We start from the raw sequence: 23936 nt of genomic DNA on the forward strand, positions 1-23936 counted from the left end.
GTACCCAGGAGGACAGATGACATCGGCGACGGAGATGTTCCGCGAGGCGCGGGACTTCCTGCTGGAACACCGTGAGGACTACCCGACGGCCTACGCGCGCTTCCGCTGGCCCCGCCCCGAGTACTTCAACTGGGCGCTGGACTGGTTCGACGAGATCGCCGAGGGCAACGCCCGCACCGCCCTGCACCTCGTCGAGGAGGACGGCCGGGAGACTCGGCTGTCCTTCGGCGAGATGTCCGTACGGTCGGCGCAGTTCGCCACCTGGCTGCGCGACCGGGGCGTGCGCGCCGAGGACCGCGTCCTCGTCATGCTCGGCAACCAGGCCGAACTGTGGATCACCGCCCTCGCCGCGATGAAACTGCGCGCGGTGGTCATCCCGGCCACTCCGCTGCTCGGCCCCGCCGACCTGCGCGACCGGGTCGAGCGCGGCCGGGTCCGGCACGTCATCACACGCCCCGAGGACACCGGGAAGTTCACCGAGGTCCCCGGCGACTACACGCGCATCGCCGCGGGCGCGGCCGGCGCGGTGCCGCGGGGCTGGCTGCCGCTGGACGACGCCTACGGCGCCTCCGCCCGCTTCAGGCCGGACGGCCCGACCCGGTCCGACGACCCGCTGATGCTCTACTTCACCTCGGGCACCACCGCCCGGCCCAAACTCGTCGAGCACACCCACACGTCGTACCCGATCGGCCACCTGTCGACCATGTACTGGATCGGCCTGCAACCCGGCGACGTGCATCTGAACATCTCCTCACCCGGCTGGGCCAAGCACGCCTGGTCCAACCTCTTCGCCCCGTGGAACGCCGAGGCGACCGTCTTCCTGCACAACTACACGCGTTTCGACGCCGTTCGTCTCATGACCGAGATGGACCGGGCCGGCGTCACGACCTTCTGCGCCCCGCCGACCGTGTGGCGCATGCTCATCCAGGCCGACCTGACCCAGCTGCGCACCCCGCCGCGCGAGGTCGTCGCGGCAGGTGAGCCGCTCAACCCGGAGGTCATCGAACAGGTCCGCCGCGCCTGGAACCGCACCATCCGGGACGGCTTCGGCCAGACCGAGACGGCCGTCCAGGTCGCCAACAGCCCCGGCCAGCCGCTCAAGACCGGCTCGATGGGCCGTCCCAGCCCCGGTTACCGCGTCGAACTCCTCGACCCGGTCTCCGGTGCCCCGGGCGCCATGGAGGGCGAGATCGCCCTCGACCTCTCGGAGCACCCCGTCGGCCTGATGACCGGCTACCACGGCGACGCCGACCGCACGGCGGAGGCGATGGCGGGCGGCTACTACCGCACCGGAGACGTCGCCTCCAGGGACGACGAGGGATACCTGACGTACGTCGGGCGCAGCGACGACGTCTTCAAGGCCTCCGACTACAAGATCAGCCCGTTCGAGCTGGAGAGCGCGCTGCTGGAGCACGAGGCGGTCGCCGAGGCGGCGGTCGTGCCCGCCCCGGACGACCTGCGGCTCGCCGTCCCGAAGGCCTACGTCGTCCTGGCGGAGGGCTGGCAGCCCGGCCCCGACACGGCCAAGGTCCTGTTCGAGCACTCCCGCCGGACGCTGGCCCCCTACAAGCGCATCCGCCGGCTGGAGTTCGGCGAGCTGCCCAAGACCGTCTCCGGCAAGATCCGCCGCATCGAGCTGCGTGAGGCCACGGCGGCCGGGTCGGACGCCGAGTACCGCGAGGAGGACTTCCGGTGAATTCCTACAGTCACGGCACCGGCGCGACGGCGCTGCTCGGCGACACCATCGGGGCCGACCTGGACCGGGCGGTGGCCGCCTGGCCGGACCGCGAGGCGCTGGTCGACGTACCGTCCGGACGGCGCTGGACGTACGCCGAGTTCGGCGCGGCGGTCGGCGAACTCGCCTCCGCCCTGCACGCCTCCGGCGTCGCCAAGGGCGACCGGGTGGGCATCTGGGCGGTCAACTGCCCCGAGTGGGTGCTCGTCCAGTACGCCACCGCCCGCCTCGGCGCGATCATGGTGAACATCAACCCGGCGTACCGCACCCACGAGGTGGAGTACGTGCTGAAGCAGGCCGGTGTGTCCCTGCTGTTCGCCTCCCTCAGCCACAAGACGAGCGACTACCGGGCGATGGTGGACCAGGTGCGGGGCCGTGTCCCGGAGTTGCGGGAGGTGGTCTACTTCGGCGACCCGGGCTGGGAGGCGCTGCTCGGGCGGGCGACCCCCGACGCGGTGTACGACGACCTCTCCTGCGACGACCCGATCAACATCCAGTACACGTCGGGCACGACGGGCTTCCCGAAGGGCGCGACCCTCTCCCACCACAACATCCTCAACAACGGCTATTTCGTGGGTGAGACGCTCGGCTACTCCGAGCAGGACCGGATCTGCATCCCGGTGCCCTTCTACCACTGTTTCGGCATGGTGATGGGCAATCTCGCCGCCACCTCGCACGGCGCCTGCATGGTCATCCCCGCCCCCTCCTTCGACCCGAGGGCCACCCTCGAGGCCGTCCAGCAGGAGCGCTGCACCTCCCTCTACGGCGTCCCGACCATGTTCATCGCGGAGCTGAACCTCCCCGACTTCGCGAGCTACGACCTCACCTCCCTGCGCACCGGCATCATGGCGGGCTCGCCCTGCCCGGTGGAGGTGATGAAGCGGGTGGTCGCCGAGATGCACATGGCGGAGGTCTCCATCTGCTACGGCATGACCGAGACGTCCCCGGTGTCCTTGCAGACCCGCAGGGACGACGACCTGGAGCACCGCACCGGCACGGTCGGCCGGGTCCTGCCGCACATCGAGGTGAAGATCGTCGACCCCGCGACGGGCGTCACCCGGCCGCGCGGTGAGGCGGGGGAGTTGTGCACCCGCGGCTACAGCGTGATGCTCGGCTACTGGAACGAGCCCGAGAAGACCGCCGAGGCGGTCGACGCGGGCCGCTGGATGCACACGGGCGACCTCGCCGTGATGCGCGAGGACGGCTACGTCGAGATCGTCGGCCGCATCAAGGACATGATCATCAGGGGCGGCGAGAACATCTACCCGCGCGAGATCGAGGAGTTCCTCTACGGCCACCCGAAGATCCAGGACGTTCAGGTCGTCGGCGTCCCGCACGAGCGCTACGGCGAAGAGGTCCTCGCCTGCGTCATCGCCCGCGACCCGGCCGACCCGCCCACGCTGGAGGAGCTCCGGGCCTTCTGCGAGGGGCAGTTGGCCCACTACAAGGTCCCGGCCCGGGTTCGGATCCTCGACTCCTTCCCGATGACGGTGTCCGGGAAGGTACGGAAGGTGGAACTGCGCGAGAGGTTCGCGGACGGCTGACAGGCACGGGTCCGCCGGTCACAGCGGCGCGCGCATGCACACCCGTGGCCAGCGGTCCAGGCCGTGCGCGGCCTCCGTCGCGCGGATCGCGCGCAGGCCGGGGGTCAGGGCCGCCTCGGCCAGGGGACAGAAGCCGAGGCGTGCGTAGTAGGGGGCGTTCCACGGCACGTCCGTGAAGGTCGTCAGCGTCAGGGCCGTCAGGCCCTCCAGGCGCGCGTGGCCTGCGGCGTGGGCCAGCAGGGCACGGCCCACACCCCGGCGTGCGGCGCGCGGGTGGACCGAGACCTGCTCGATGTGCAGGGCGCCGTCGACGGGGTCCGCGACGAGATAACCGGCCGGCCGGTCCCCGTCGTCCACCGCGACCCAGCAGCGGCCCGCGCGGCGGTAGCGCTCCAGGACGTCCAGCGCGGGCGGCTCGTCGCCGGCGATCTCCGGCATGCCGAGGTCGTGGAAGGGCGCGCCGGCGGCCCGTTCGATGTCCTGGAGCACTGGGAGGTCGGCTCGGGTGGCGGGGCGGATGCGCATGCGGCGAGTATCCGTGAGCCTGCGGTTCGGCGGGCCCGGGTTCAGGAGGTCCGCTTCCCGGGGCCGGCGGCGACCAGCGTCTCGGCCGGGGCGTTCACCGGCCGGGGTGTGCCGGTGAGGTCGAGGACGAACAACGGGACGCCCAGGGCGTCGGCGCGGGCCCGGGCGTCGTCCGCGTACCCGGTGAGGGAGAAGTAGAGGCCTTCGGCCGACTCGGTCATGGCCGTCAGCCACAGGCACTCCACGTCCCGCAGCGTCGCCGGGCGCACGGCCGGATCGACCTGCGCGAGGACGCCGCGGGCGGCCAGCCCGATGCCGGACGGGGGCCGCTGGTCGGCCCGGCGGACGCCCCGGTAGCCGAGCCAGCGCAGATACAGCGCGGTGGCCGTGACGGCGTCGAGGGCCGTGCGGATGGTGACGGACCGGAAGGGGGGCTGGGCCGAGCCGATATCGGCGGCGGGCGCGGCGGCGGCCTCACGCGGACCGGCCGCGCGATCGAGGCCGGGGGGCGTGGCGTCCTGGCCGGGGGTGCCGTCCTGGTCCGCCGACACGTTCTGGCCGGGGGTGCCGTCCTGGTCCGCCGCGGGGGTGCCGTCCTGGTCCGCCGTCACGTCCGCCGCCGTGTGCGGGGCGGGGGTGTCGTCCTGGTCCGTCGCCGTGTCCTGCCCGCCGGTGAGGGGCGTTTCCCCGGTCGGTGCGTCCCGGTGCACGTCGCCGTGACGGGCCTCCACCACCGCCACCCGCAGGAGCACCCCGCACGCGCACCCCACCTCCGGGCGTGGCCACTCGCCGCGCCGCCCGCAGGATCCGCACCGCACCGTCACCCAGTCGTCCTGCCAGACCCGGTGGGAGACGGGCGTCGCCGAGCCGGCCCGGTCCAGCAGCGGGGCGACCGGCGCACCGCACACACAGGGGTACGCCGGAGCCGTGTAGCGGTGCTCGCGGCGGCAGGCGGGGCAGCGCACCGGAACGGTCTCGGCCATGGCCACTCCAGAACCGTGTCGCGTCGGGACAGCGGTGCCCATCGTGCTCCCTCGAACCGCCACCTGTCCGGCGCTTGCCGTCTCTTGACGCCCTTCACCCGCCCCGCATACATTCATTCCAGATAGTAGAAAATACTTTCCACATTACGGAAGAGCTCACCGCGGGGCGCGACGGGAGTGCGAATCCGACAGCCGAAGCAGGAGTACTCGATGGCTCGAATGACCGCTGCCCGAGCGGCAGTTGAGATCCTCAAGCGCGAGGGCATCACCGACGCGTTCGGTGTCCCGGGCGCGGCGATCAACCCCTTCTACGCGGCGCTCAAAGCCTCCGGCGGCATCGCGCACACCCTCGCCCGGCACGTCGAGGGCGCCTCGCACATGGCCGAGGGCTACACCCGGACCCACCCGGGCAACATCGGCCTGTGCATCGGCACTTCGGGCCCGGCCGGCACCGACATGATCACGGGCCTGTACTCCGCGATCGGCGACTCCATCCCGATCCTGTGCATCACCGGCCAGGCCCCGACCGCGGTGATCCACAAGGAGGACTTCCAGGCCGTCGACATCGCCTCCATCGCCAAGCCCGTCACCAAGATGGCCGTCACCGTCCTGGAGGCCGCGCAGGTCCCGGGCGTCTTCCAGCAGGCGTTCCACCTGATGCGCTCCGGCCGTCCCGGGCCCGTCCTCATCGACCTGCCGATCGACGTGCAGCTGACGGAGATCGAGTTCGACCCCGAGACCTACGAGCCGCTCCCGGTCTACAAGCCCGCCGCCAGCCGTGCCCAGATCGAGAAGGCGATCGGGATGCTGAACGCCTCGCAGCGGCCCCTGATCGTCGCGGGCGGCGGCGTCATCAACGCGGATGCCGCCGAACTCCTCGTCCGCTTCGCCGAGTTGACCGGCACCCCCGTCGTCCCCACCCTGATGGGCTGGGGCCTGCTGCCCGACGACCACGAGCTGAACGCCGGCATGGTCGGCCTCCAGACCTCGCACCGCTACGGCAACGCGACCTTCCTGGAGTCCGACTTCGTCCTCGGCATCGGCAACCGCTGGGCCAACCGTCACACCGGCAGGCTCGACGTCTACACGGCCGGGCGGACGTTCGTCCATGTCGACATCGAGCCCACCCAGATCGGCAAGATCTTCGCCCCGGACTACGGCATCGCCTCCGACGCCAAGGCAGCCCTGGAGCTGTTCGTCGAGGTCGCCGAGGAGCTGAAGGCCGAGGGCCGGCTGCCCGACCGCTCCGCGTGGGCCGCCTCCGCACAGGAGCGCAAGGCGACCCTCCAGCGCCGTACGCACTTCGACGACATCCCGATCAAGCCGCAGCGCGTCTACGAGGAGATGAACAAGGCCTTCGGCCCGGAGACCCGGTACGTCTCCACCATCGGCCTCTCGCAGATCGCCGGCGCGCAGATGCTGCACGTCTACCGGCCCCGGCACTGGATCAACTGCGGCCAGGCCGGCCCGCTCGGCTGGACCATCCCGGCCGCGCTCGGCGTCGCGAAGGCCGACCCCGAGGCGCCCGTCGTCGCGCTCTCCGGCGACTACGACTTCCAGTTCATGCTGGAGGAACTGGCCGTCGGCGCACAGCACAGGATCCCGTACGTCCACGTCCTGGTGAACAACTCCTACCTGGGGCTGATTCGCCAGGCACAGCGGGCGTTCGACATCGACTTCCAGGTCAAGCTGGAGTTCGAGAACATCAACGCGCCCGAACTCGGCGTCTACGGCGTCGACCATGTCAGGGTCGCCGAGGGCCTGGGCTGCAAGGCGATCCGCGTCACCGACCCCGCCGAGCTGGGCGGTGCCTTCGAGCAGGCCAAGAAGCTGGCCGCGGAGTACCGGGTCCCGGTCGTCGTCGAGGCGATCCTGGAGCGCGTCACCAACATCTCCATGTCGACGACGAACGACATCGGCAACGTCGTCGAGTTCGAGGAGATCGCGACGGAGCCGGGTCACGCGCCGACGTCGATCAAGCCGCTGAAGGTCTGAGACCCACACGGCGCGAGGGGCGGCCCGTCCGGGAGGACGAGCCGCCCCGCACGCGTTTCCCCCCCACCCACCCACCCACCTCGGCCCGGCGGACCGGGCCCGCCCGCAGAGTTAAGGGCGGTACCGGCAGCCGCAGGCCGTCTCGCCGTGCAGGGCGATGGGGAGCAGCCGTGCGCGGTCGGTCGGGCCGTGCCTGCTCGCCGGCAGAGGACGGTCGGGCCGCAGGTCCCGGACGTGGCGGCGGGCGACGCGTGTAGCGCGGGGCAGGGATGACGCAGGTCCGGCTCCACAGGACCCCGCGGACGCGCGTCCACCACGGCGGCGCGCGGGCCTCCCCCCCCCCAGCGGTGAGATCTCGTGCGGCTCCAGCCGGACCGCCGTACCGTCGCCGATGGCCGCCCCGCACCGGGAGCCCGCCGCCCCCGTGCCGCGGGCCCCGTATGACGCAAATGTGCCCGGCCCCGGGGGCGGTTGAAGCCCCCGGGGCCGGGTTCAGAGGTTCTTCCGAGGGTTGCGTACGCCGGGTACGACCGGTGGCGTCAGCGCGCTCACGCGTCGTGGTGCTCCGAAAGGCCCGGCCAGTCGTCCGGGCCGCCGCCCTGCCACTCGACGAGATCGCTCTGCGCGACATCGGTGACGTACAGGTCGGCCAGGCGCAGAATCTCGGCGACGTCGTCGGTGTGCGTGGCGACGCCCAGCGGCTCCTCACCCAGGGTGACCCGGCGGGAGCCGTCCAGGGCAGGAGCGTGGACCACGACATGCGGATGCTCGGCGGGAGGAGCCATGCCTCCAGGCTGCTGCGAACAGGACGGTTCCGCACCCCGGGGCGGGCTGGCCGTCCGGCGGCGCGAGGCTGGGCGCGACAGGACGTTCGCGCCGCCGGACGGGGTTCGGGGAGAGGGGTGGTACTGGGACCGCGGCGGGTGCGACGGGCTCCGGGCCGGTTTCCCTCAGGTCGAGAAACCGGCCCGGGCCCTTCACCACCGCACTGGCTCGCAGCCGCCGCGGTCCGCGCCCTGACCGTGCCCGTGCCCGGGGGACCACCCCTCATCCGGGTCGCCCCGGGCGGTCGGGCACGGTCAGGGAGTTCAGTCCTCGCGCAGGGCGCGGACCGCCTCCTCCACGCGCCGCCCGTACTCGGGATCGGCGGCGTGGAAGTGCGCGAGGTTCTTGTCGATCACGTCGTCGCGGGAGACCTGGGACAGGCCCCCGGCGATGTTCGCGACCAGGCGGGACTTCTCCTCGGCGGACATCAGCCGGTACAGCTCGCCCGCCTGGAAGAAGTCGTCGTCCTTGGTGTGCGCGGGCGCCGCGTGGGTGCCCGTGTGGCCGGAGACCGCCAGCGGTGCCGACAGCGGGCGGCCGGTCTCGACCGGGCCGTCGTAGGAGTTCGGCTCGTAGTTCTTGGCGTACCGGCCCTGCGGGTTGGACGCCATGAGGCCGTCCCGGCCGTAGTTCCGCGCGGTCGTGGCCTTCGGCGCGTTGACCGCCAGCAGCGTGTGGTTGACGCCCAGGCGGTAGCGGTGGGCGTCCGCGTAGGCGAACAGCCGGCCCTGGAGCATCTTGTCGGGGGAGGGGCCGATGCCCGGCACGAAGTTGTTCGGGGAGAACGCGGCCTGCTCGACCTCCGCGAAGACATTGTCCGGGTTGCGGTCCAGCACCAGCCGGCCCACGCGCCGCAGCGGGTAGTCCGCGTGCGGCCACACCTTGGTCAGGTCGAACGGGTTGAAGCGGTAGTCCGCCGCCTCGGCCGCCGGCATGATCTGGACGTACAGCGTCCAGGACGGGTGCACGCCCCGCTCGATGGCCTGGAGCAGGTCCGTCTGATGCGAGTTGGGGTCCTTGCCCGCGATCTCGGCGGCCTGCTCGCTGCTCAGGGACCGGACGCCCTGGTTGGTCTTGAAGTGATACTTGACGAAGAACGCCTCGCCCCGGCTGTTCGTCCACTGGTAGGTGTGCGAGCCGTAGCCGTTCATGTGGCGGTACGAGGCCGGGATGCCGCGGTCGCCCATCAGCCAGGTCACCTGGTGCGTGGCCTCGGGGGAGTGGGCCCAGAAGTCCCAGACGTTGTCCGGCTCCTGACGGCCCGTGAACGGGTCGCGCTTCTGCGAGTGGATGAAGTCCGGGAACTTGATCGGGTCCTTGATGAAGAACACCGGGGTGTTGTTCCCGACGAGGTCGTAATTGCCTTCCTCCGTGTAGAACTTCACCGCGAAACCGCGCGGGTCGCGCACCGCGTCCGCGCCGCCGAGCGAGTCGGCCACCGTCGAGAAGCGCACGAACACCTCGGTGCGCTCGCCCACGCCGCCGAGGAAGTCGGCGTGCGTGAACTCCGTGACGTCGTCGGTGACTTCGAAGTGGCCGTAGGCGCCCGAGCCGCGGGCGTGCACCACACGCTCCGGGATGCGCTCGCGGTTGAAGCGCGCCAGCTTCTCCAGCAGGTGCTGGTCCTGGAGCAGGAGCGGGCCGCCGATGCCGGCGGTGGCGGAGTTCTGGTTGTCGGCGACGGGGGCGCCGGACTCGGTGGTGAGCACGCGCTGCGACATCGTGACCTTCCGTACGAGAGGGCAGCGGAAAAATGTTTCCGCTTTGTGGAGCCTAGGATCGGGATGAGCGGAGCGTCAACAGTTTGTTGAAGTGAAGGGCATGGCTGGTTCCGGGCGGCGCCGCCCCTCTGGGCGCGACAGGACAGGTGTCAGGGGCGGCGCCGCCCGGGTCTGGGGACCCCCGGGGTCACAGGGGCCGGGCAGGGGTCAGAGCTGCGCGCCGGAGAGCCGCTCCACGGCCCGCAGCAGCGCCGAGTGGTCCAGGCCGCCGTCGCCCTGCGCGCGCAGGCTCGCGATCAGCTGGGCGACCACGGCACCGACGGGCAGGGCCGCGCCGACGGTGCGGGCGGCGTCGGTGACGATGCCCATGTCCTTGTGGTGCAGGTCGATCCGGAAGCCCGGCTTGAAGTCGCGGGTGAGGAAGTTGTCCCTCTTGCGGGTCAGTACGGTCGAGCCGGCGAGCCCGCCGCCCAGGACGTCCAGGGCGGCCTTCAGGTCCACGCCGGACTTCTCCAGGAAGACCACCGCCTCGGCGCACGCCTGGATGTTCACGGCGACGATCAGCTGGTTGGCGGCCTTCACGGTCTGGCCGGAGCCGTGCGGGCCGCACAGCACGATGGTCCTGCCGAGCGCCTGGAAGATCGGCTCGGCCTCGTCGAAGTCGGCCTGCTCGCCGCCCACCATGATGGACAGCACCGCTTCGATCGCGCCGGCCTCACCGCCGGACACCGGGGCGTCCAGCACGCGAACGCCCTTGTCCTTCGCGGCCTTCGCCAGGTCGACCGAGGTCTGCGGGGTGATCGAGGACATGTCGATCAGCAGCGCGCCGGACCTCGCGTTCTCCAGGATGCCGTCCGGGCCGTAGGCGATGGCCTCGACCTGCGGGGAGGCCGGGACCATCGTGATGACGACATCGGCGTCCCGCACGGCCTCGGCGATCGAGCCGGCGGCGGTGCCGCCGGCGGCGGCCAGGCGGTCCAGCTTGTCCTGCTCCAGGGTGTAGCCGGTGACCTGGTAACCCGCCTTGATCAGGTTCTCGGACATGGGGGAGCCCATGATGCCGAGGCCGATCCAGGCCACCTTGGGGAGAGTGGTGCTCATGATGGGGTGCCTTTCGGTGAAGGGGGTCAGCGGGGCAGCCAGTCGAAGGCCTCGGCGCTCGGGCGGTCGCCCGGCTTGTACTCGAGGCCGACCCAGCCGTCGTAACCCGCCTTGCCCAGTCGGTCGAGGAGGTCTTCGAGGGGCAGCGAACCCGTGCCCGGCGCGCCGCGGCCCGGGTTGTCGGCGATCTGCACGTGCCCGGTCTTCGAGGCGAACCGCTCGATGACGTCCGGGAGGTCCTCACCGTTCATGGACAGGTGGTAGAGGTCCATGAGGAAGCGGGCGTTGCCCAGCCCGGTCGCCTCGTTGACCCGGTCGACGACCTCCACGGCCGCCGGGGCCGACACCAGCGGGTACAGCGGGGACTCGGGCCGGTTCAGCGCCTCGATCAGCAGAATCGCGCCGATCCGGTCGGCGGCCCGGGCGGCGAGGACCAGGTTCTCCAGCGCGAGCGCGTCCTGCTCGGCCGGGTCCACGCCCTCGACGCGGTTGCCGTACAGCGCGTTGAGCGCCGTGCAGCCCAGGGAGGCGGCGAAGTCGGCGGCCACGTCGATGTTGGCGCGGAACCGCTCCGACTGCGCACCGGGGATCGACAGGGCGCCGCGGTCCGGGCCCGGGAGCTGCCCCGCGTAGAAGTTCAGGCCGGTCAGCCGGACGCCGGCGTCCTCGATCGCACGCTTCAGGGCGTCGAGCTCGGACCGCTCGGGGACGGGTGAGTCGACCCAGGGCCACCACAGCTCGACCGCGGAGAAGCCCGCCGCGGCGGCCGCCGCGGGACGCTCCAGGAGGGGGAGCTCGGTGAAGAGGATCGACAGGTTGACGTTGAAGCGCTGGTCTGCGAATCCCATCGGGGCGGCGCTCCCTTCCGTGTCTTCCATGGTGCGTCACCCATGGCACTTATTCCGTATTGCGGAATCTCACTTCTGCTTAACGGAAGATTGCCTGTGCGGTGCGAGGGCTGTCAAGAGGGGCTGCCGGAAAGCCCGCCCCGCGCGTTAGGTTGAGCGCGTGCGACTGAGAGTGGAGTTCACGACCGAGCCGTTCGACCTGGACGAGGCGCCCGCGCACGCGGTGGTGGCCCGCGAGGTCGTGGAGGCCGCCGAACTGGACGCCGTGGACGTGGGCCCGTTCGGCAACACCGCGCAGGGTGGTGCCGACGCGGTGCTCGCCGCCGTGGACGCCCTGCTCCGCAGGACGCTGGAGGCCGGCGCCACCCGGGTCTCGCTCCAGGTCAACGTCGTCGAGGAGGGCGAGGCGTGAGCGGCGCGGGGGACGAGCCGTTCATCGCGGCCGTCAAGCCCTTGGTCGACGCCATGGGCGGCGAGATGATCCCGCCCGACGAGGCCGGCCCCGACGACGTCGTCCTCGCCTGGGAGGGCCGGGACGCCGTGGCCGTGCGGCTGCCGCAGCTCGCCGACTCCCTCGATCACATCCTGGCCGCCATGGAGCGCCGCAAGGGCATGCCGCTGGCCGATCTGGACCGCAGGGCCAAGCAGGAGGTCGTACGGATACTCGAGGCGCGCGGCGCCTTCTCGGTACGGCACGGGGTGGAGACCGTGGCGAGCGCCCTCGGCGTCAGCCGCTTCACCGTCTACAACTACCTCAACCGCGAGAAGGGGGCCTGAGGGTCCGCGCGGCACCGGTCCGGTTTCACGCCACCGAATTTTCAACAAACTGTTGACGTGCTGTCGCGGAAGGGCGTTAGCTATCGGCACGCCCGTTCAGCACGAAGGCCGTAAGCGGCCACGGAGGCTCCCGTGACGTCCACTTCCACGCCGCCGGGCCTGGCCCGGTTCAACACGCTCGAGGAGCACGCGGCCCTCACCGCCCTCCACGAGGCGTGCGCCTCCACGGCGTGGGCGAAGCGCCTGCTGGCCGCCCGCCCCTACGCCACCTCCGAGGACCTGTACGCCGCGAGCGACGCCGCCATGGCGGAGCTGACCGCCGCGGACCTCGACGAGGCCATGGCCGGTCACCCGCCCATCGGCCGCCCCAAACCCGGCGACCCCACCTCGGCGCGGGAGCAGCGCGGCATGGCCGGCGCCTCCGACGCGCTCAAGGCGGAGATGCTGGAGCTCAACCTCGCCTACCAGGAGAGGTTCGGGCATGTCTTCCTGATCTGCGCCACCGGCCGCACCGGCGAGCAGATGCGCGACGCGGTCAGGGAGCGGATCGGCAACACGCCGGAGCAGGAGCGGGAGATCGTCCGCACCGAACTGGGGAAGATCAACCGCATCCGTCTGGCCCGACTCGTCGAAGAGGACTGACAGCACCATGAGCACCTCCGCCACCGCCTCCGTGTCCACGCACATCCTGGACACCAGCGCCGGCCGCCCCGCCGAGGGCGTCGCCGTCCAGCTCTGCGCCCGCACCGGCCGGAGTGCTGACTGGCAGGCGCTCGGCGGCTCCGCGACCGACGCGGACGGGCGGTGCAAGGACCTGCCGGCGCTGCCGGAGGGCACCACCCACGTACGGCTCGACTTCGCGGTGGAGCCGTACTTCGAAGAATCTGCGAAGAAGCAAGCCGATGCGCAGCAGGACGCCCCCGCGAATCGGGACAGCGGTGCGTTCTTTCCAGAGGTGGTGATCACCTTCGCCGTAGAGGCCGGTGAGCACTACCACGTACCGCTGCTGCTCAACCCGTTCGGCTACTCCGTATACCGAGGGAGCTAGCTAAAGATGGCAGACATTTCCCGCCCTGCCCGTCCTGTGATCCTGGGACAGAACCAGTACGGCAAGGCCGAGAACCGGGTCGTCAAGATCACGCGGGACGGCGCCACCCACCACATCAAGGACCTGAACGTCTCCGTCGCCCTGAGCGGCGACATGGACGAGGTCCACTACTCCGGCTCGAACGCGAACGTCCTGCCGACCGACACCACCAAGAACACGGTGTACGCGTTCGCCAAGGAACACGGCATCGAATCCGCCGAGCAGTTCGGCATCCACCTCGCCCGGCACTTCGTCACCAGCCAGGAGCCGATCCACCGGGCCCGCATCCGCATCGAGGAGTACGCCTGGGAGCGGATCGAGGCATCCGACGCCACCTCGCAGTTCATCGGCGCCGACGAGGTCAAGCACTCCTTCGTCCGCAAGGGCCAGGAGACCCGGCTGACCCAGATCACCTACGACGGCGAGAGGTGGGAGGTGATCTCGGGCCTGAAGGACCTCGTCGTGATGAACTCGACCAACTCCGAGTTCTGGGGCTACGTCAAGGACAAGTACACGACGCTGAAGGAGGCCTACGACCGCATCCTGGCCACCGAGGTCTCCGGCCGCTGGCGGTTCAACTGGACCGACGACGAGCAGCGCATGCCGAACTGGGAGAAGTCCTACGAGCAGGTGCGCAAGCACATGCTCCAGGCCTTCGCCGAGACCTACTCGCTCTCGCTCCAGCAGACGCTGTACCAAATGGGTTCGCGGATCATCAACCACCGCAGCGAGATCGACGAGGTCCGCTTCTCCCTGCCGAACAAGCACCACTTCCTGGTCGATCTGGAGCCGTTCGGGCTGAAGAACGACAATGAGGTGTACTACGCCGCCGACCGCCCCTACGGCCTGATCGAGGCGACGATCCTCAGGGACGGCTGCGAGGCGCGGATCCCCGAGGACCTCACCAACCTCTGACGTTCCCTCTTTCGGCACCCGTGGCCGGGGAACGCTCCTCCCGGCCACGGCACTCAAAATCCCAGGGTCCTGCCGTGCCCTCTCCGATTCAGCACACTCCGTGAAAAGGGACGAACCATGGCAGCAGAGCGGCGCATCGTCATCGAGAACTGCGCGATCGCGACCGTCGACGCGAACGACACCGAGTACGCCTCCGGACACGTCGTCCTCGCCGGCAACCGCATCGAGTCCCTCGGCGCGGGCGCGGCCCCCGAGGGCCTGGACAACGTCGCACGCCGTATCGACGCCTCCGGCCACCTCGTGACCCCCGGCCTGATCAACACCCACCACCACTTCTACCAGTGGATCACCCGCGGCCTGGCCACCGACCACAACCTCTTCGACTGGCTCGTCGCGCTCTACCCCACCTGGGCGCGCATCGACGAGCCGATGGTCCGCGCGGCCGCCCAGGGCTCCCTCGCCATGATGGCCCGCGGCGGCGTCACCACCGCCATGGACCACCACTACGTCTTCCCGCGGGGCTCCGGCGACCTCTCCGGCGCGATCATCGGCGCCGCCCGTGACATGGGCGTCCGCTTCACCCTCGCCCGCGGCTCCATGGACCGCAGCGAGAAGGACGGCGGCCTGCCCCCGGACTTCGCCGTCGAGACCCTCGACGGGGCGCTGGCCGCCACCGAGGAGACCGTGCGCCGGCACCACGACTCCTCCTTCGACGCCATGACCCAGGTCGCCGTCGCGCCCTGCTCCCCCTTCTCCGTCTCCACCGAACTGCTCCGCGACGGGGCCCAGTTGGCCCGCCGTCTCGGCGTCCGCCTGCACACCCACGGCTCGGAGACCGTGGAGGAGGAGAAGTTCTGCCACGAACTGTTCGGCATGGGCCCGACCGACTACTTCGAGTCCACCGGCTGGCTCGGCGAGGACGTGTGGATGGCGCACTGCGTCCACATGAACGACTCCGACATCGCCGCCTTCGCCCGGTCCCGCACCGGCGTCGCGCACTGCCCGTCCTCCAACGCCCGCCTCGCCGCCGGAATCGCCCGCGTCCCCGACATGCTCGCGGCCGGCGTCCCCGTCGGCCTCGGCGTCGACGGCACCGCCTCCAACGAGTCCGGCGAACTCCACACCGAGCTGCGCAACGCCCTCCTCATCAACCGCCTCGGCGCCCACAAGGAAGCCGCCCTGAACGCCCGTCAGGCCCTGCGCCTGGGCACGTACGGCGGCGCCCAGGTACTGGGCCGGGCGGCGGAGACCGGCTCCCTGGAGCCCGGCAAGCTCGCCGACCTCGTGCTGTGGAAGCTGGACACGCTCGCCCACGCCTCCATCGCCGACCCGGTGACCGCCCTGGTCTTCGGCGCGGCCGCCCCGGTCACCGCGTCCTTCGTGGACGGCCGGCAGATCGTCGAGGACGGGCGGCTGCTCACGGCCGACGAGGACGCCATCGCCCGCGCCACGCGCGGGCAGGCCCGGCGCCTGGCGGAGATCGCCGCCCGGGCCTGAACACCCCGATGACTCCGGCCGGGAGGGACGGCTCCCGGCCGGTGGCCGTGAACCCGAGCGGGGTCCACGGCGGTCGTCTCCGGGGCGCGCGTACCCGCGCGCCCCGGAACGGCCACCCCCGTCCGCCGCACGCCCGGTCCCTCCCTCAAGCTCTCGGCTTCGCTCGAGCAGGGAGGCACCCCCCATGACCACACCCGCACCACCTCCCTGACACCCACGGCGGCCCTCGGGCACAGCCGTGTAACCGACCGGAGGGACGCCGCCGTGGCCGACCACCCCGTTGACGAAAAACTCCCCGCGCTCAAGATGGCGACGACCGGCCTTCAGCACGTGGCCGCCATGTACGCCGGAGTCGTCGCCCCACCCCTGATCGTCGGCGCGGCCATCGGCCTGACCGCCACCGACCTGACCTTCCTCACCGGCGCCTGCCTGTTCACCGCGGGCCTCGCCACCTTCCTGCAGACCCTCGGCATCTGGAAGATCGGCGCCCGGCTGCCGTTCGTCAACGGCGTCACCTTCGCCGGAGTCGCCCCGATGACCGCGATCGTCGCCTCCACCGAGGACAAGTCCGAGGCCCTGCCGATCATCTTCGGCGCGGTCGTCGTCGCCGGACTCCTGGGCTTCCTGGCCGCCCCCGTCTTCTGCAAGGCGATCCGCTTCTTCCCGCCCGTCGTGACCGGCACGGTCATCACCCTCATCGGCATATCCCTGCTCCCGGTCGCCTTCGGCTGGGCGCAGGGACCGAACCCGGCCGCCCACGACTACGGTTCGGCGACCAACCTGGGCCTGGCCGCCGCCACCCTGCTGATCGTCCTGTTGCTGCGCCGCTTCACCACGGGCTTCGTCAAGCAGATCGCCGTGCTGCTCGGCCTGGTGATCGGCACGCTCATCGCGATCCCGTTCGGCGCCACGGACTTCGGCCCCGTCAGGGACGCGGCCGTCATCGGCTTCCCCACCCCGTTCCACTTCGGCGCACCGCAGTTCCAGCTCGCCGCGATCATCTCGATGTGCGTGGTGATGGTGGTGTCGATGACCGAATCGACCGCCGACATGCTGGCGTTGGGCGAGATCGTCGAGCGCCCGGCCGACGAGAAGACCATCGCGGCCGGCCTGCGCGCCGACACCCTCGGCTCGGCGATCAGCCCCCTCTTCAACGGCTTCATGTGCAGCGCCTTCGCGCAGAACATCGGCCTGGTCGCCATGACGAGGATCCGCAGCCGGTACGTCGTCGCCGCGGGCGGCGGCTTCCTGGTGCTGATGGGCCTGTGCCCGATGGCCGCCTCGCTGATCGCCGTCGTACCGCGCCCGGTGCTCGGCGGGGCCGGCGTGGTCCTGTTCGGCTCGGTCGCCGCCAGCGGCATCCAGACCCTGGTCCGGGCCGCCCTGGACAAGGACAACAATGTCCTGATCGTGGCCGTCTCGCTGGCCGTCGGCATCATCCCCATCACGGCGCCGGAGTTCTACCACGCCTTCCCGGAGACGGCCCGCATCGTCCTGGACTCGGGCATCTCCACGGGCTGTGTGGCCGCCGTGCTGCTCAACCTCGTCTTCAACCACCTGGGCAAGGGCACCCGCGACGCCCAGGACGTGACCCACCCGATGGAGACGGGCGAGGAGCTCACGGGCCCGCCCAAGGCCCCGGCCGCGTCCTGAGCCCGCCGGACTCCGCTTAGGCTTCTGCCTTGGTCAACCCATGGTTGACCGGGGGATCAGGGGACAAGGGGAAGACGGGCCGATGAATCACGCGACCGAGGTGTTCCAGCCGTTGCGGGCGGACGATCCGCCCGTGGTCGCCGGGTACCGCCTCGCGGCCCGGCTCGGCGCGGGCGGCATGGGCCGTGTCTACCTGTCGCACACGCAGGGCGGGCGGCCGGTGGCCCTCAAGGTGATCCGGCCGGAACTGGCCGACGACCCCGACTTCCGGCGCCGGTTCCGCCGGGAGGTGGAGGCGGCCCGGCGGGTGCGGGGCGCCTACACCGCCGAGCTGATCGACGCCGACGCCGACGGCACACCGCCCTGGGCGGCCACGCTGTACGTGCCCGGTCCGTCCCTCACCGACGCCGTCGCCCGGCGCGGACCGCTGCCCGTCCCCGCGGTGCTGTGGCTGATGGCGGGGGTGGCCGAGGCACTCCAGGCCGTCCACGCCGCCGGCATCGTGCACCGCGACCTCAAGCCGTCCAACGTGCTGCTCGCCGCCGACGGACCGCGTGTGATCGACTTCGGCATCTCGCTGGCCGCCGACTTCACCTCGTACACCGTCACCGGCGCCGCCGTCGGCACGCCCCACTTCATGGCTCCCGAGCAGGCGTCCGCGGGCGAGGTCACGGCGGCCACCGATGTCTTCGCGCTGGGCCAGACGGCCGCGTTCGCGGCCCTCGGCCGCCCGCTCTACGGGGAGGGCCCCGCGGTCGGCGTGCTGTACCGGATCGTGCACGACCGGCCCGAGCTGTCCGTGCTGCCCGAGCAGCTCCGACCGCTGTTCGCCCGCTGCCTGGCCGCCGACCCGAAGGACAGGGCGGACCTGGCGGAGATCGTCGACTGGTGCCGGCAGCGACTGGGGACGGACGCCGACGCGGGCGCGGGCCCGGCCGTGTGGCGGGACGTCATGGGGCCGGAGCCGACGGTCCCGTCCCCGCTCCCCACTCCCACGCGCGTCATGCCCGAACCGCTGGTCGTCACCGAGCCGCAACGGCTGCCGGGCGGGCCGGGGCAGCGGCGGACGCGGCGACGGCGCACCGCGCTGATCACGGCCGCGGCCGTGACGGCGGGGGTCGTGGCGCTCGGGGGCCTGCTGTGGACGGTCCAGGACGCGGGCGACAGGTTTCACGACTGGGTGGCGGGCGCACCGGCGAGCCCGGGCCCGCACCAGTCCGGGCGGTCGTCGGGGCCGGGGCCGTCGACGGAGTCCGAAGGCCGGACCGGAGCGTCGGGGACCGTCGGGCGGACGCCGGAAGGGGCCGAGCCCTCCCCGGCGAAGTCACCGTCACCGCAGGTCGAATCACAGGCCCTGCTGATGCTGACCCCGGAGAGCTCGCTGAGTTTCCGCAAGCCGTTCATGCGCGACGACCGCGACGGGGACATCCGCTTCGACTGCGAGAACGTCGGCTGCGCGGTGGAGAGCGACACCAGCGTCTTCCTTCAGCTGTTCGGCAAGTCGGGGGCCACCCTCGACGAGTGCCGGCTGATGCTCGCCAGTGCCGACCGGCACCGCTGGACCCTGGCCGCGGCGGCCGCCGGCACCGAGATCTGCGTCAAGCACAAGAACGGGGACATCGCCCTGCTCGTGCTCCAGACCAAGTCGACGGCGCTGCCCGACATCGCCTTCCTGCAACTGGACATGACGATCTGGCGAGACGCCGCCCAGGCCTGAAGGGTGTTGCACAACGGGTTGTGCAACAGCTTCAGGCCTTCTTCCGGCTCGTGACTTTTCCTGTTCGTGAATTCTGTGAGAAGCATTGACGCGGGTGGCTGGATCTTTATTATCCACTTGCTCGATACTTCGACCTCTGTTCGAGATGGCGAACGCATGCGAGGTCGCGCCGCACCACCCCACGCACAGCCTCCGAGGAGCCGGCAGAGCCGCGCACTCAGAAACGCGAGGTCCCCATGCACAGACTCAGCTTCAGCCGCAGACGTCCGTCCGCGGTCATAGCCGCCGCGACCGCGACCATGGTCTCGCTTGCGGCGTTGCTGGTCGCCGGCCCGGCCGCCCAGGCGGCCACCAGCGGCGCCCTGCGTGGCACCGGTTCCGGCCGGTGTCTCGACGTGCCGGGCGCCAGCCAGACCAATGGCACCGCAACCCAGATCTATGACTGCTGGGGCGGGACCAACCAGCAGTGGACGCTGACGGACAGCAACCAGCTGACCGTGTACGGCAACAAGTGCCTGGATGTGCCCGGCCACGCCACGACGTCCGGGACCCGGCCGGTGATCTGGGACTGCAACGGCGGTACGAACCAGCAGTGGCGGGTGAACACGGACGGTACGGTCGTCGGCGTGGAGTCCGGGCTGTGCCTGAGCGTCGTGGGTGCCGGTACCGCCAACGGCACTGCGGTGGAGATCGCGACCTGCAACGGCGGCAGCAACCAGAAGTGGACCGGCCTGTCCGCCTCGGGCGCCACGTGTTCCCTTCCGTCGACATACCGGTGGACCTCGACCGGGGCACTGGCCCAGCCGGCGAACGGGTGGGCCGCGCTCAAGGACTTCACCACTGTGACGTATCAGGGCAAGCACCTGGTCTACGGGACGTACTCCGACGGCAACTGGAAGTCGATGGGCTTCGGCGCCTTCACGAACTGGTCGGACATGGCCTCCGCCCCCCAGACCGCCATGAGCCAGACCGCGGTGGCGCCCACCCTGTTCTACTTCGCGCCCAAGAACATCTGGGTGATGGCCTCCCAGTGGAGCGGTGGCTGGCCCTTCAACTACCGCACGTCGACCGACCCCACCAACCCCAACAGCTGGTCCGCGCCGCAGCCGCTGTTCACCGGCACCCTCCCCAGCACCGAGAACTCTCCCACCGGCGCGCTCGATCAGACCCTGATCGCCGACAACCAGAACATGTACCTGTTCTTCGCCGGTGACAACGGCAAGATCTACAAGTCGACCATGCCGCTCGCGAACTTCCCGGGCAACTTCGGGTCGTCGTACACGACGGTCATCAGCGACACCGTGGACAAGGTGTTCGAGGCGCCGGAGGTCTACAAGGTCCAGGGCCAGGACCAGTACCTCATGATCGTCGAGGCGCGGGGCGCGAACGGGCGCTACTTCCGCTCGTACACCGCCTCCAGCCTGAACGGTCCGTGGACCGTGCAGGCCGGCAGCGAGAGCGCCCCCTTCGCGGGCAAGGCCAACAGCGGCGCCACCTGGACCAACGACATCAGCCACGGTGACCTGGTCCGCAACAACCCCGACCAGACCAAGACCATCGACCCCTGCAACCTGCAGTTCCTCTACCAAGGCAGAGGCGCCACCCAGAACGGCCTCGACTACTCGCTGTGGCCGTACCGTCCGGGTGTCCTCACCCTGCAGCGCTGACCCGCTCGACACGCACAACCCAGTGGAACCCCAGCCGCACGTCGGCTGGGGTTCCTCCCCTTTGGCGGGCGGCGGGCCCCGGGGGGACGCGGACACAGCCCCTGCAAACTGCCTGGCACTCAGAACAAGCACCCTTGCAGTACTAGAGCCCGAACAGCCCCGGATTCGACGCCAGTTTCCGGAGGACGTCCGCGGGGTCGGCGACCATCCTGCGCTTCTCCAGGTCCAGGATGCCGCCGACCGCCGTGATCTCGGCCGCCACCGTGCCGTCGGCCTTCACGACGCTCTGCCGGATCCTGAACGTCTTGCCGCCGCCCCACTCGAAGGCGCAGGTCACCTCGACCTCGTCGCCCGCGAGCAGCTCGCGTTGGTAGCGGATGGTCGTCTCCAGGGCGACCGGTCCCACGCCGCTGCCGATGAGGGCGGACTGGCTGATCCCCGCGGCCTGGAGCAGCGACCAGCGGGCGTGCTCCGCGTAGTTCAGGTAGACCGCCTGGTTGAGATGCCCCTGCACATCCGTCTCGTATCCACGGACGGTCACAGGGACGGAAAACGGCTCGCTCACGGCTTTCCCTTCTCGCGCCGGATCTCTCGCACCGGACTCTCGTGCACTGCGCAACGACCCACCGATCCTGGCATGCCCCTCACATCCGGCGCGGCGAAGCCAGCAGGTACCGCTCCCCGCCGCGCGGCTCGCGGTGCTCGCTCACCTGCCAGCCCGCCCCTTCCAGGGTGGCCGCGCAGGCCCGCAGCGCCTGTGCGTCCGGCTCGTGCACGGCGACGGCCTCCGGCTGCGGGGTCTCCCGTACCCGGTAGCCCCCGCCCTCCTGCCCCGCCGGAGCGTGCCCGGCGGCCTCCAGGGCCAGCGCGGCGGCCTGCACCAGATGGCCCCGCTCCCAGCCGCACGGCCGGTCCACGGACCCGTCCGGGTTGGTCATCCGGCGCAGCTCCAGCAACCCCTGCCAGGCGCTGTGCACCTCCCGGCGCCGGGAGGGCCCGGCCTGCGCCGCACCCCGCTCACCACCGACGCGGGCGGCGAACACGCCCGTCGGCTCCGGGATCCGCTCCCCGGCGGGCACGGGCGCCTGTGTGATGCCCTGCCGCACCCGGTGCCCCTCCGGCGTCAGGAAGTGATCGTGCGGCGGGCGGGGGTGGCGGAAGGCGAAGCCCCGCTTCACCAGTGCCGTGAGCTGCGACTCCGTGCCCCGGAGCCGCCCGGTGACGGGGTCGGCGGCGTCGATGACACGCCGCTGCGCGGCGGTCGGCGGTCGGGTCACGGCGTACTCCTCTCCGGCCGGTCTCGGGCACTGGCCCACCTGCTCGAAGGCTACGACCGGCCACTGACAGTCGCGTCCCCACCGGCCGGCCCGGCTACTGGCGGTACCCGCCGAGGAAGCGCCCGATCCGGCCGATCGCCGCCTCCAGGTCCTCCGCGTGCGGCAGCGTCAGGATGCGGAAGTGGTCCGGGGCCGGCCAGTTGAAGCCGGTGCCCTGGACCACCTGGATCTTCTCCCGCAGCAGCAGGTCCAGCACGAACCGCTCGTCGTCGTGGATCCTGTGCACCTTGGGGTCGAGGCGGGGGAAGGCGTACAGCGCGCCCTTCGGCTTCACACAGGTCACCCCCGGGATCTCGTTGAGCATCCGCCAGGCCACGTCCCGCTGCTCCAGCAGCCGCCCGCCCGGCGCGGTCAGCTCGCGGATGGACTGCCGGCCGCCGAGCGCGGCCTGGATGGCGTACTGCGCGGGCGCGTTGGCGCACAGCCGCATGGAGGCCAGCATGGTCAGGCCCTCCAGGTAGTTCCTCGCGTGCTGCCTCGGGCCCGTCACCACCAGCCAGCCGGAGCGGAAGCCCGCCACGCGGTAGGTCTTGGACAGGCCGCAGAAGGTGAGGACCACCAGGTCCGGGGCGAGGGCGGCGGCCGAGTGGTGCACGGCGTCGTCGTAGAGGATCTGGTCGTAGATCTCGTCGGCGAAGACCATGAGGCCGTGCCGCCGGGCGAGGTCGAGGATGCCCTCGACGATCTCCTTGGGGTAGACCGCGCCGGTGGGGTTGTTCGGATTGATGATCACGACCGCCTTCGTCCGGTCGGTGATCTTCGATGCCATGTCGTCGAGGTCGGGGTACCAGTCGGCCTGTTCGTCGCACAGGTAGTGGACCGCCTTGCCGCCCGCGAGGGTCGTCACCGCCGTCCAGAGGGGGAAGTCGGGGGCGGGGATCAGGATCTCGTCGCCGTCCTCGATGAGCGCCTGGACGGCCATCGACACCAGTTCCGAGACGCCGTTGCCGAGGAAGACGTCGTCGACGCCGACCTCCAGGCCGAGCGTCTGGTACCGCTGGGCCACGGCGCGGCGGGCCGAGAGGATGCCGCGCGAGTCGGTGTAGCCGTGGGCCTGCGGCAGCATCCGGATCATGTCCTGGAGGATCTCCTCCGGCGCCTCGAACCCGAACAGCGCCGGATTGCCGGTGTTCAGGCGCAGCACGCTGTGGCCCGCCTCCTCCAGCGCGTTGGCGTGCTCGATGACCGGGCCGCGGATCTCGTAACAGACCTCGCTGAGTTTGCTCGACTGCCGGAACTCCATGCGCTGCTTCCCCTCTGGCGACTGGTGCTGCTTGGTTTTACCAAGTAGGCGCTTGGAAAGTCCAACAAGTTGTCTAGACTGCGTCGCATGCCACCTCGCCGAAGCTACGACCAGTACTGCTCCGCCGCCCGTGCGCTCGACGTCGTCGGTGACCGCTGGACCCTGCTGATCGTCAGGGAGCTCCTCGCCGGTCCCCGCCGCTACACCGACCTGCACGCGGATCTGCCCGGCGTCAGCACGGACGTACTCGCCTCGCGGCTGAAGGACATGGAGCGCGACGGCCTGGCGACCCGGCGCCGGCTGCCGCCGCCCGGTGCGGCGTACGTGTACGAAGTCACGCCTCGCGGACGCGCGTTGCTGCCCGTGCTCCAGGCGCTGGGGGAGTGGGGGCGGGCCGAACTCGGTGAGCGCAGGCCGACGGACGCGGTGCGGGCGCACTGGTTCGCCCTGCCCCTGCTGCGCCTGCTCGACGGCGAGGGACTCGTCGAAGTGCGGCTGGAAGAGGGCCTGTTCCATCTGCACGCCGGTGCCGAGGACGGGCCCGTGTACGGCGACGGACCCGCCCCCGCGGAGCCGGACGCCCGGCTGGTCCTGGACACCGCCACGTGCACGGCTCTGGCCCGCGGGGAGCTGAGCCTGGCCGACGCCGTGCGGGACGGCCGGGCCGGGGTGAGCGGCGAGGGCGCCCTCGCCACGTCACTGCGCGAGGAAGGCGAGAAGGCCCGCACGGGGCGGGCCTTCTGAGAGCCGGTCAGGTTCTGAACGG

Annotated in this window: 22 protein-coding genes; 13 read left to right on the forward strand and 9 right to left on the reverse strand. The window is 71.1% G+C overall.

The window, feature by feature from the left end; all coding sequences use genetic code 11:
• The first annotated feature begins 16 nt into the window (after positions 1-16).
• Both AB0I06_RS14785 and AB0I06_RS14790 read left to right on the forward strand, forming a co-directional pair.
• Complete coding sequence (locus AB0I06_RS14785; protein ID WP_363119154.1) at positions 17-1696, forward strand: AMP-binding protein; 1680 nt, start codon at positions 17-19, stop codon at positions 1694-1696.
• Positions 1693-3279 (forward strand): AMP-binding protein, encoded by a 1587-nt coding sequence (locus AB0I06_RS14790; RefSeq protein ID WP_363119155.1) that lies wholly within the window; start codon positions 1693-1695, stop codon positions 3277-3279. The genes AB0I06_RS14785 and AB0I06_RS14790 overlap by 4 nt, the downstream gene beginning before the upstream one ends.
• Before the next feature lie 18 nt (positions 3280-3297).
• On the opposite strand, the gene AB0I06_RS14795 is transcribed toward AB0I06_RS14790, so the two are convergent.
• Both AB0I06_RS14795 and AB0I06_RS14800 read right to left on the reverse strand, forming a co-directional pair.
• The gene (locus AB0I06_RS14795; RefSeq protein ID WP_363119156.1) at positions 3298-3804 is read right to left on the reverse strand and encodes a GNAT family N-acetyltransferase; all 507 of its coding nucleotides are present in this window, start codon (positions 3802-3804) and stop codon (positions 3298-3300) included.
• 41 nt (positions 3805-3845) lie between these two features.
• On the reverse strand, positions 3846-4787 hold the full coding sequence (locus AB0I06_RS14800; RefSeq protein WP_363119157.1) for a hypothetical protein: 942 nt from the start codon (positions 4785-4787) through the stop codon (positions 3846-3848).
• Between the two features lie 210 nt (positions 4788-4997).
• Between AB0I06_RS14800 and gcl the strand changes: the two genes are divergently transcribed.
• Positions 4998-6782 (forward strand): glyoxylate carboligase, encoded by a 1785-nt coding sequence (gene gcl / locus AB0I06_RS14805; protein ID WP_363119158.1) that lies wholly within the window; start codon positions 4998-5000, stop codon positions 6780-6782.
• Positions 6783-7330: 548 nt separating this feature from the next.
• On the opposite strand, the gene AB0I06_RS14810 is transcribed toward gcl, so the two are convergent.
• The 4 genes from AB0I06_RS14810 to AB0I06_RS14825 all read right to left on the reverse strand — a co-directional run bounded on the left by AB0I06_RS14810 (position 7331) and on the right by AB0I06_RS14825 (position 11277).
• Positions 7331-7567 (reverse strand): hypothetical protein, encoded by a 237-nt coding sequence (locus AB0I06_RS14810; RefSeq protein WP_363119159.1) that lies wholly within the window; start codon positions 7565-7567, stop codon positions 7331-7333.
• A gap of 303 nt (positions 7568-7870) precedes the next feature.
• Positions 7871-9328, reverse strand: coding sequence for a catalase (locus AB0I06_RS14815; protein ID WP_363119160.1), 1458 nt, complete (start codon positions 9326-9328; stop codon positions 7871-7873).
• Between the two features lie 207 nt (positions 9329-9535).
• Positions 9536-10429 (reverse strand): 2-hydroxy-3-oxopropionate reductase, encoded by an 894-nt coding sequence (locus tag AB0I06_RS14820; protein ID WP_363119161.1) that lies wholly within the window; start codon positions 10427-10429, stop codon positions 9536-9538.
• Positions 10430-10455: 26 nt separating this feature from the next.
• Positions 10456-11277 (reverse strand): TIM barrel protein, encoded by an 822-nt coding sequence (locus AB0I06_RS14825; protein WP_363119162.1) that lies wholly within the window; start codon positions 11275-11277, stop codon positions 10456-10458.
• A 160-nt stretch (positions 11278-11437) separates the two neighbouring features.
• Between AB0I06_RS14825 and AB0I06_RS14830 the strand changes: the two genes are divergently transcribed.
• The 9 genes from AB0I06_RS14830 (at position 11438) to AB0I06_RS14870 (ending at position 20590) form a co-directional block, all read left to right on the forward strand.
• A complete protein-coding gene (locus tag AB0I06_RS14830; RefSeq protein ID WP_363119163.1) occupies positions 11438-11689 on the forward strand; it encodes a hypothetical protein in 252 nt (83 codons plus the stop codon).
• Positions 11686-12054, forward strand: a complete 369-nt coding sequence (locus AB0I06_RS14835) for a helix-turn-helix domain-containing protein (RefSeq protein ID WP_189593286.1) — start codon at positions 11686-11688, stop codon at positions 12052-12054. The genes AB0I06_RS14830 and AB0I06_RS14835 overlap by 4 nt, the downstream gene beginning before the upstream one ends.
• 132 nt (positions 12055-12186) lie before the next feature.
• Positions 12187-12696 (forward strand): 2-oxo-4-hydroxy-4-carboxy-5-ureidoimidazoline decarboxylase, encoded by a 510-nt coding sequence (gene uraD, locus AB0I06_RS14840; RefSeq protein ID WP_363119164.1) that lies wholly within the window; start codon positions 12187-12189, stop codon positions 12694-12696.
• Between the two features lie 7 nt (positions 12697-12703).
• Positions 12704-13102 (forward strand): hydroxyisourate hydrolase, encoded by a 399-nt coding sequence (gene uraH / locus AB0I06_RS14845; protein WP_363119165.1) that lies wholly within the window; start codon positions 12704-12706, stop codon positions 13100-13102.
• Positions 13103-13108: 6 nt separating this feature from the next.
• On the forward strand, positions 13109-14056 hold the full coding sequence (gene pucL / locus AB0I06_RS14850; protein WP_363119166.1) for a factor-independent urate hydroxylase: 948 nt from the start codon (positions 13109-13111) through the stop codon (positions 14054-14056).
• 117 nt (positions 14057-14173) lie between these two features.
• Positions 14174-15553 carry an 8-oxoguanine deaminase gene (locus tag AB0I06_RS14855; RefSeq protein ID WP_363119167.1) on the forward strand — a complete coding sequence of 460 codons (1380 nt, stop codon included), beginning with the start codon at positions 14174-14176 and terminating at the stop codon, positions 15551-15553.
• A 264-nt stretch (positions 15554-15817) separates the two neighbouring features.
• A complete protein-coding gene (locus tag AB0I06_RS14860; protein ID WP_363119168.1) occupies positions 15818-17206 on the forward strand; it encodes a nucleobase:cation symporter-2 family protein in 1389 nt (462 codons plus the stop codon).
• 82 nt (positions 17207-17288) lie between these two features.
• On the forward strand, positions 17289-18923 hold the full coding sequence (locus tag AB0I06_RS14865; protein WP_363119169.1) for a serine/threonine-protein kinase: 1635 nt from the start codon (positions 17289-17291) through the stop codon (positions 18921-18923).
• A gap of 236 nt (positions 18924-19159) precedes the next feature.
• Complete coding sequence (locus tag AB0I06_RS14870; RefSeq protein WP_363119170.1) at positions 19160-20590, forward strand: non-reducing end alpha-L-arabinofuranosidase family hydrolase; 1431 nt, start codon at positions 19160-19162, stop codon at positions 20588-20590.
• A gap of 142 nt (positions 20591-20732) precedes the next feature.
• On the opposite strand, the gene AB0I06_RS14875 is transcribed toward AB0I06_RS14870, so the two are convergent.
• The 3 genes from AB0I06_RS14875 to AB0I06_RS14885 all read right to left on the reverse strand — a co-directional run bounded on the left by AB0I06_RS14875 (position 20733) and on the right by AB0I06_RS14885 (position 23170).
• Positions 20733-21155 carry an acyl-CoA thioesterase gene (locus tag AB0I06_RS14875; RefSeq protein WP_363119171.1) on the reverse strand — a complete coding sequence of 141 codons (423 nt, stop codon included), beginning with the start codon at positions 21153-21155 and terminating at the stop codon, positions 20733-20735.
• A gap of 79 nt (positions 21156-21234) precedes the next feature.
• A complete protein-coding gene (locus AB0I06_RS14880; RefSeq protein WP_363119172.1) occupies positions 21235-21867 on the reverse strand; it encodes a hypothetical protein in 633 nt (210 codons plus the stop codon).
• A 94-nt stretch (positions 21868-21961) separates the two neighbouring features.
• A complete protein-coding gene (locus AB0I06_RS14885; RefSeq protein ID WP_363119173.1) occupies positions 21962-23170 on the reverse strand; it encodes a pyridoxal phosphate-dependent aminotransferase in 1209 nt (402 codons plus the stop codon).
• Between the two features lie 87 nt (positions 23171-23257).
• Here AB0I06_RS14885 and AB0I06_RS14890 point away from each other — a divergent pair, with 87 nt between their 5' ends.
• On the forward strand, positions 23258-23914 hold the full coding sequence (locus AB0I06_RS14890; protein WP_363119174.1) for a helix-turn-helix domain-containing protein: 657 nt from the start codon (positions 23258-23260) through the stop codon (positions 23912-23914).
• Positions 23915-23936: the final 22 nt, after the last annotated feature.

The organism is Streptomyces sp. NPDC050674 (assembly GCF_040654575.1).
Classification (GTDB): domain Bacteria; phylum Actinomycetota; class Actinomycetes; order Streptomycetales; family Streptomycetaceae; genus Streptomyces.

Excerpts from the sequence above, each read along its gene's own strand:
- AB0I06_RS14785 (WP_363119154.1), top strand. The coding sequence starts at position 17 with ATGACATCGGCGACGGAGATGTTCCGCGAGGCGCGGGACTTCCTGCTG.
- AB0I06_RS14795 (WP_363119156.1), bottom strand. The coding sequence starts at position 3,804 with ATGCGCATCCGCCCCGCCACCCGAGCCGACCTCCCAGTGCTCCAGGAC.
- AB0I06_RS14800 (WP_363119157.1), bottom strand. The coding sequence starts at position 4,787 with ATGGCCGAGACCGTTCCGGTGCGCTGCCCCGCCTGCCGCCGCGAGCAC.
- gcl (WP_363119158.1), top strand. The coding sequence starts at position 4,998 with ATGGCTCGAATGACCGCTGCCCGAGCGGCAGTTGAGATCCTCAAGCGC.
- AB0I06_RS14810 (WP_363119159.1), bottom strand. The coding sequence starts at position 7,567 with ATGGCTCCTCCCGCCGAGCATCCGCATGTCGTGGTCCACGCTCCTGCC.
- AB0I06_RS14815 (WP_363119160.1), bottom strand. The coding sequence starts at position 9,328 with ATGTCGCAGCGCGTGCTCACCACCGAGTCCGGCGCCCCCGTCGCCGAC.
- AB0I06_RS14820 (WP_363119161.1), bottom strand. The coding sequence starts at position 10,429 with ATGAGCACCACTCTCCCCAAGGTGGCCTGGATCGGCCTCGGCATCATG.
- AB0I06_RS14825 (WP_363119162.1), bottom strand. The coding sequence starts at position 11,277 with ATGGGATTCGCAGACCAGCGCTTCAACGTCAACCTGTCGATCCTCTTC.
- uraH (WP_363119165.1), top strand. The coding sequence starts at position 12,704 with ATGAGCACCTCCGCCACCGCCTCCGTGTCCACGCACATCCTGGACACC.
- pucL (WP_363119166.1), top strand. The coding sequence starts at position 13,109 with ATGGCAGACATTTCCCGCCCTGCCCGTCCTGTGATCCTGGGACAGAAC.
- AB0I06_RS14855 (WP_363119167.1), top strand. The coding sequence starts at position 14,174 with ATGGCAGCAGAGCGGCGCATCGTCATCGAGAACTGCGCGATCGCGACC.
- AB0I06_RS14865 (WP_363119169.1), top strand. The coding sequence starts at position 17,289 with ATGAATCACGCGACCGAGGTGTTCCAGCCGTTGCGGGCGGACGATCCG.
- AB0I06_RS14870 (WP_363119170.1), top strand. The coding sequence starts at position 19,160 with ATGCACAGACTCAGCTTCAGCCGCAGACGTCCGTCCGCGGTCATAGCC.
- AB0I06_RS14885 (WP_363119173.1), bottom strand. The coding sequence starts at position 23,170 with ATGGAGTTCCGGCAGTCGAGCAAACTCAGCGAGGTCTGTTACGAGATC.
- AB0I06_RS14890 (WP_363119174.1), top strand. The coding sequence starts at position 23,258 with ATGCCACCTCGCCGAAGCTACGACCAGTACTGCTCCGCCGCCCGTGCG.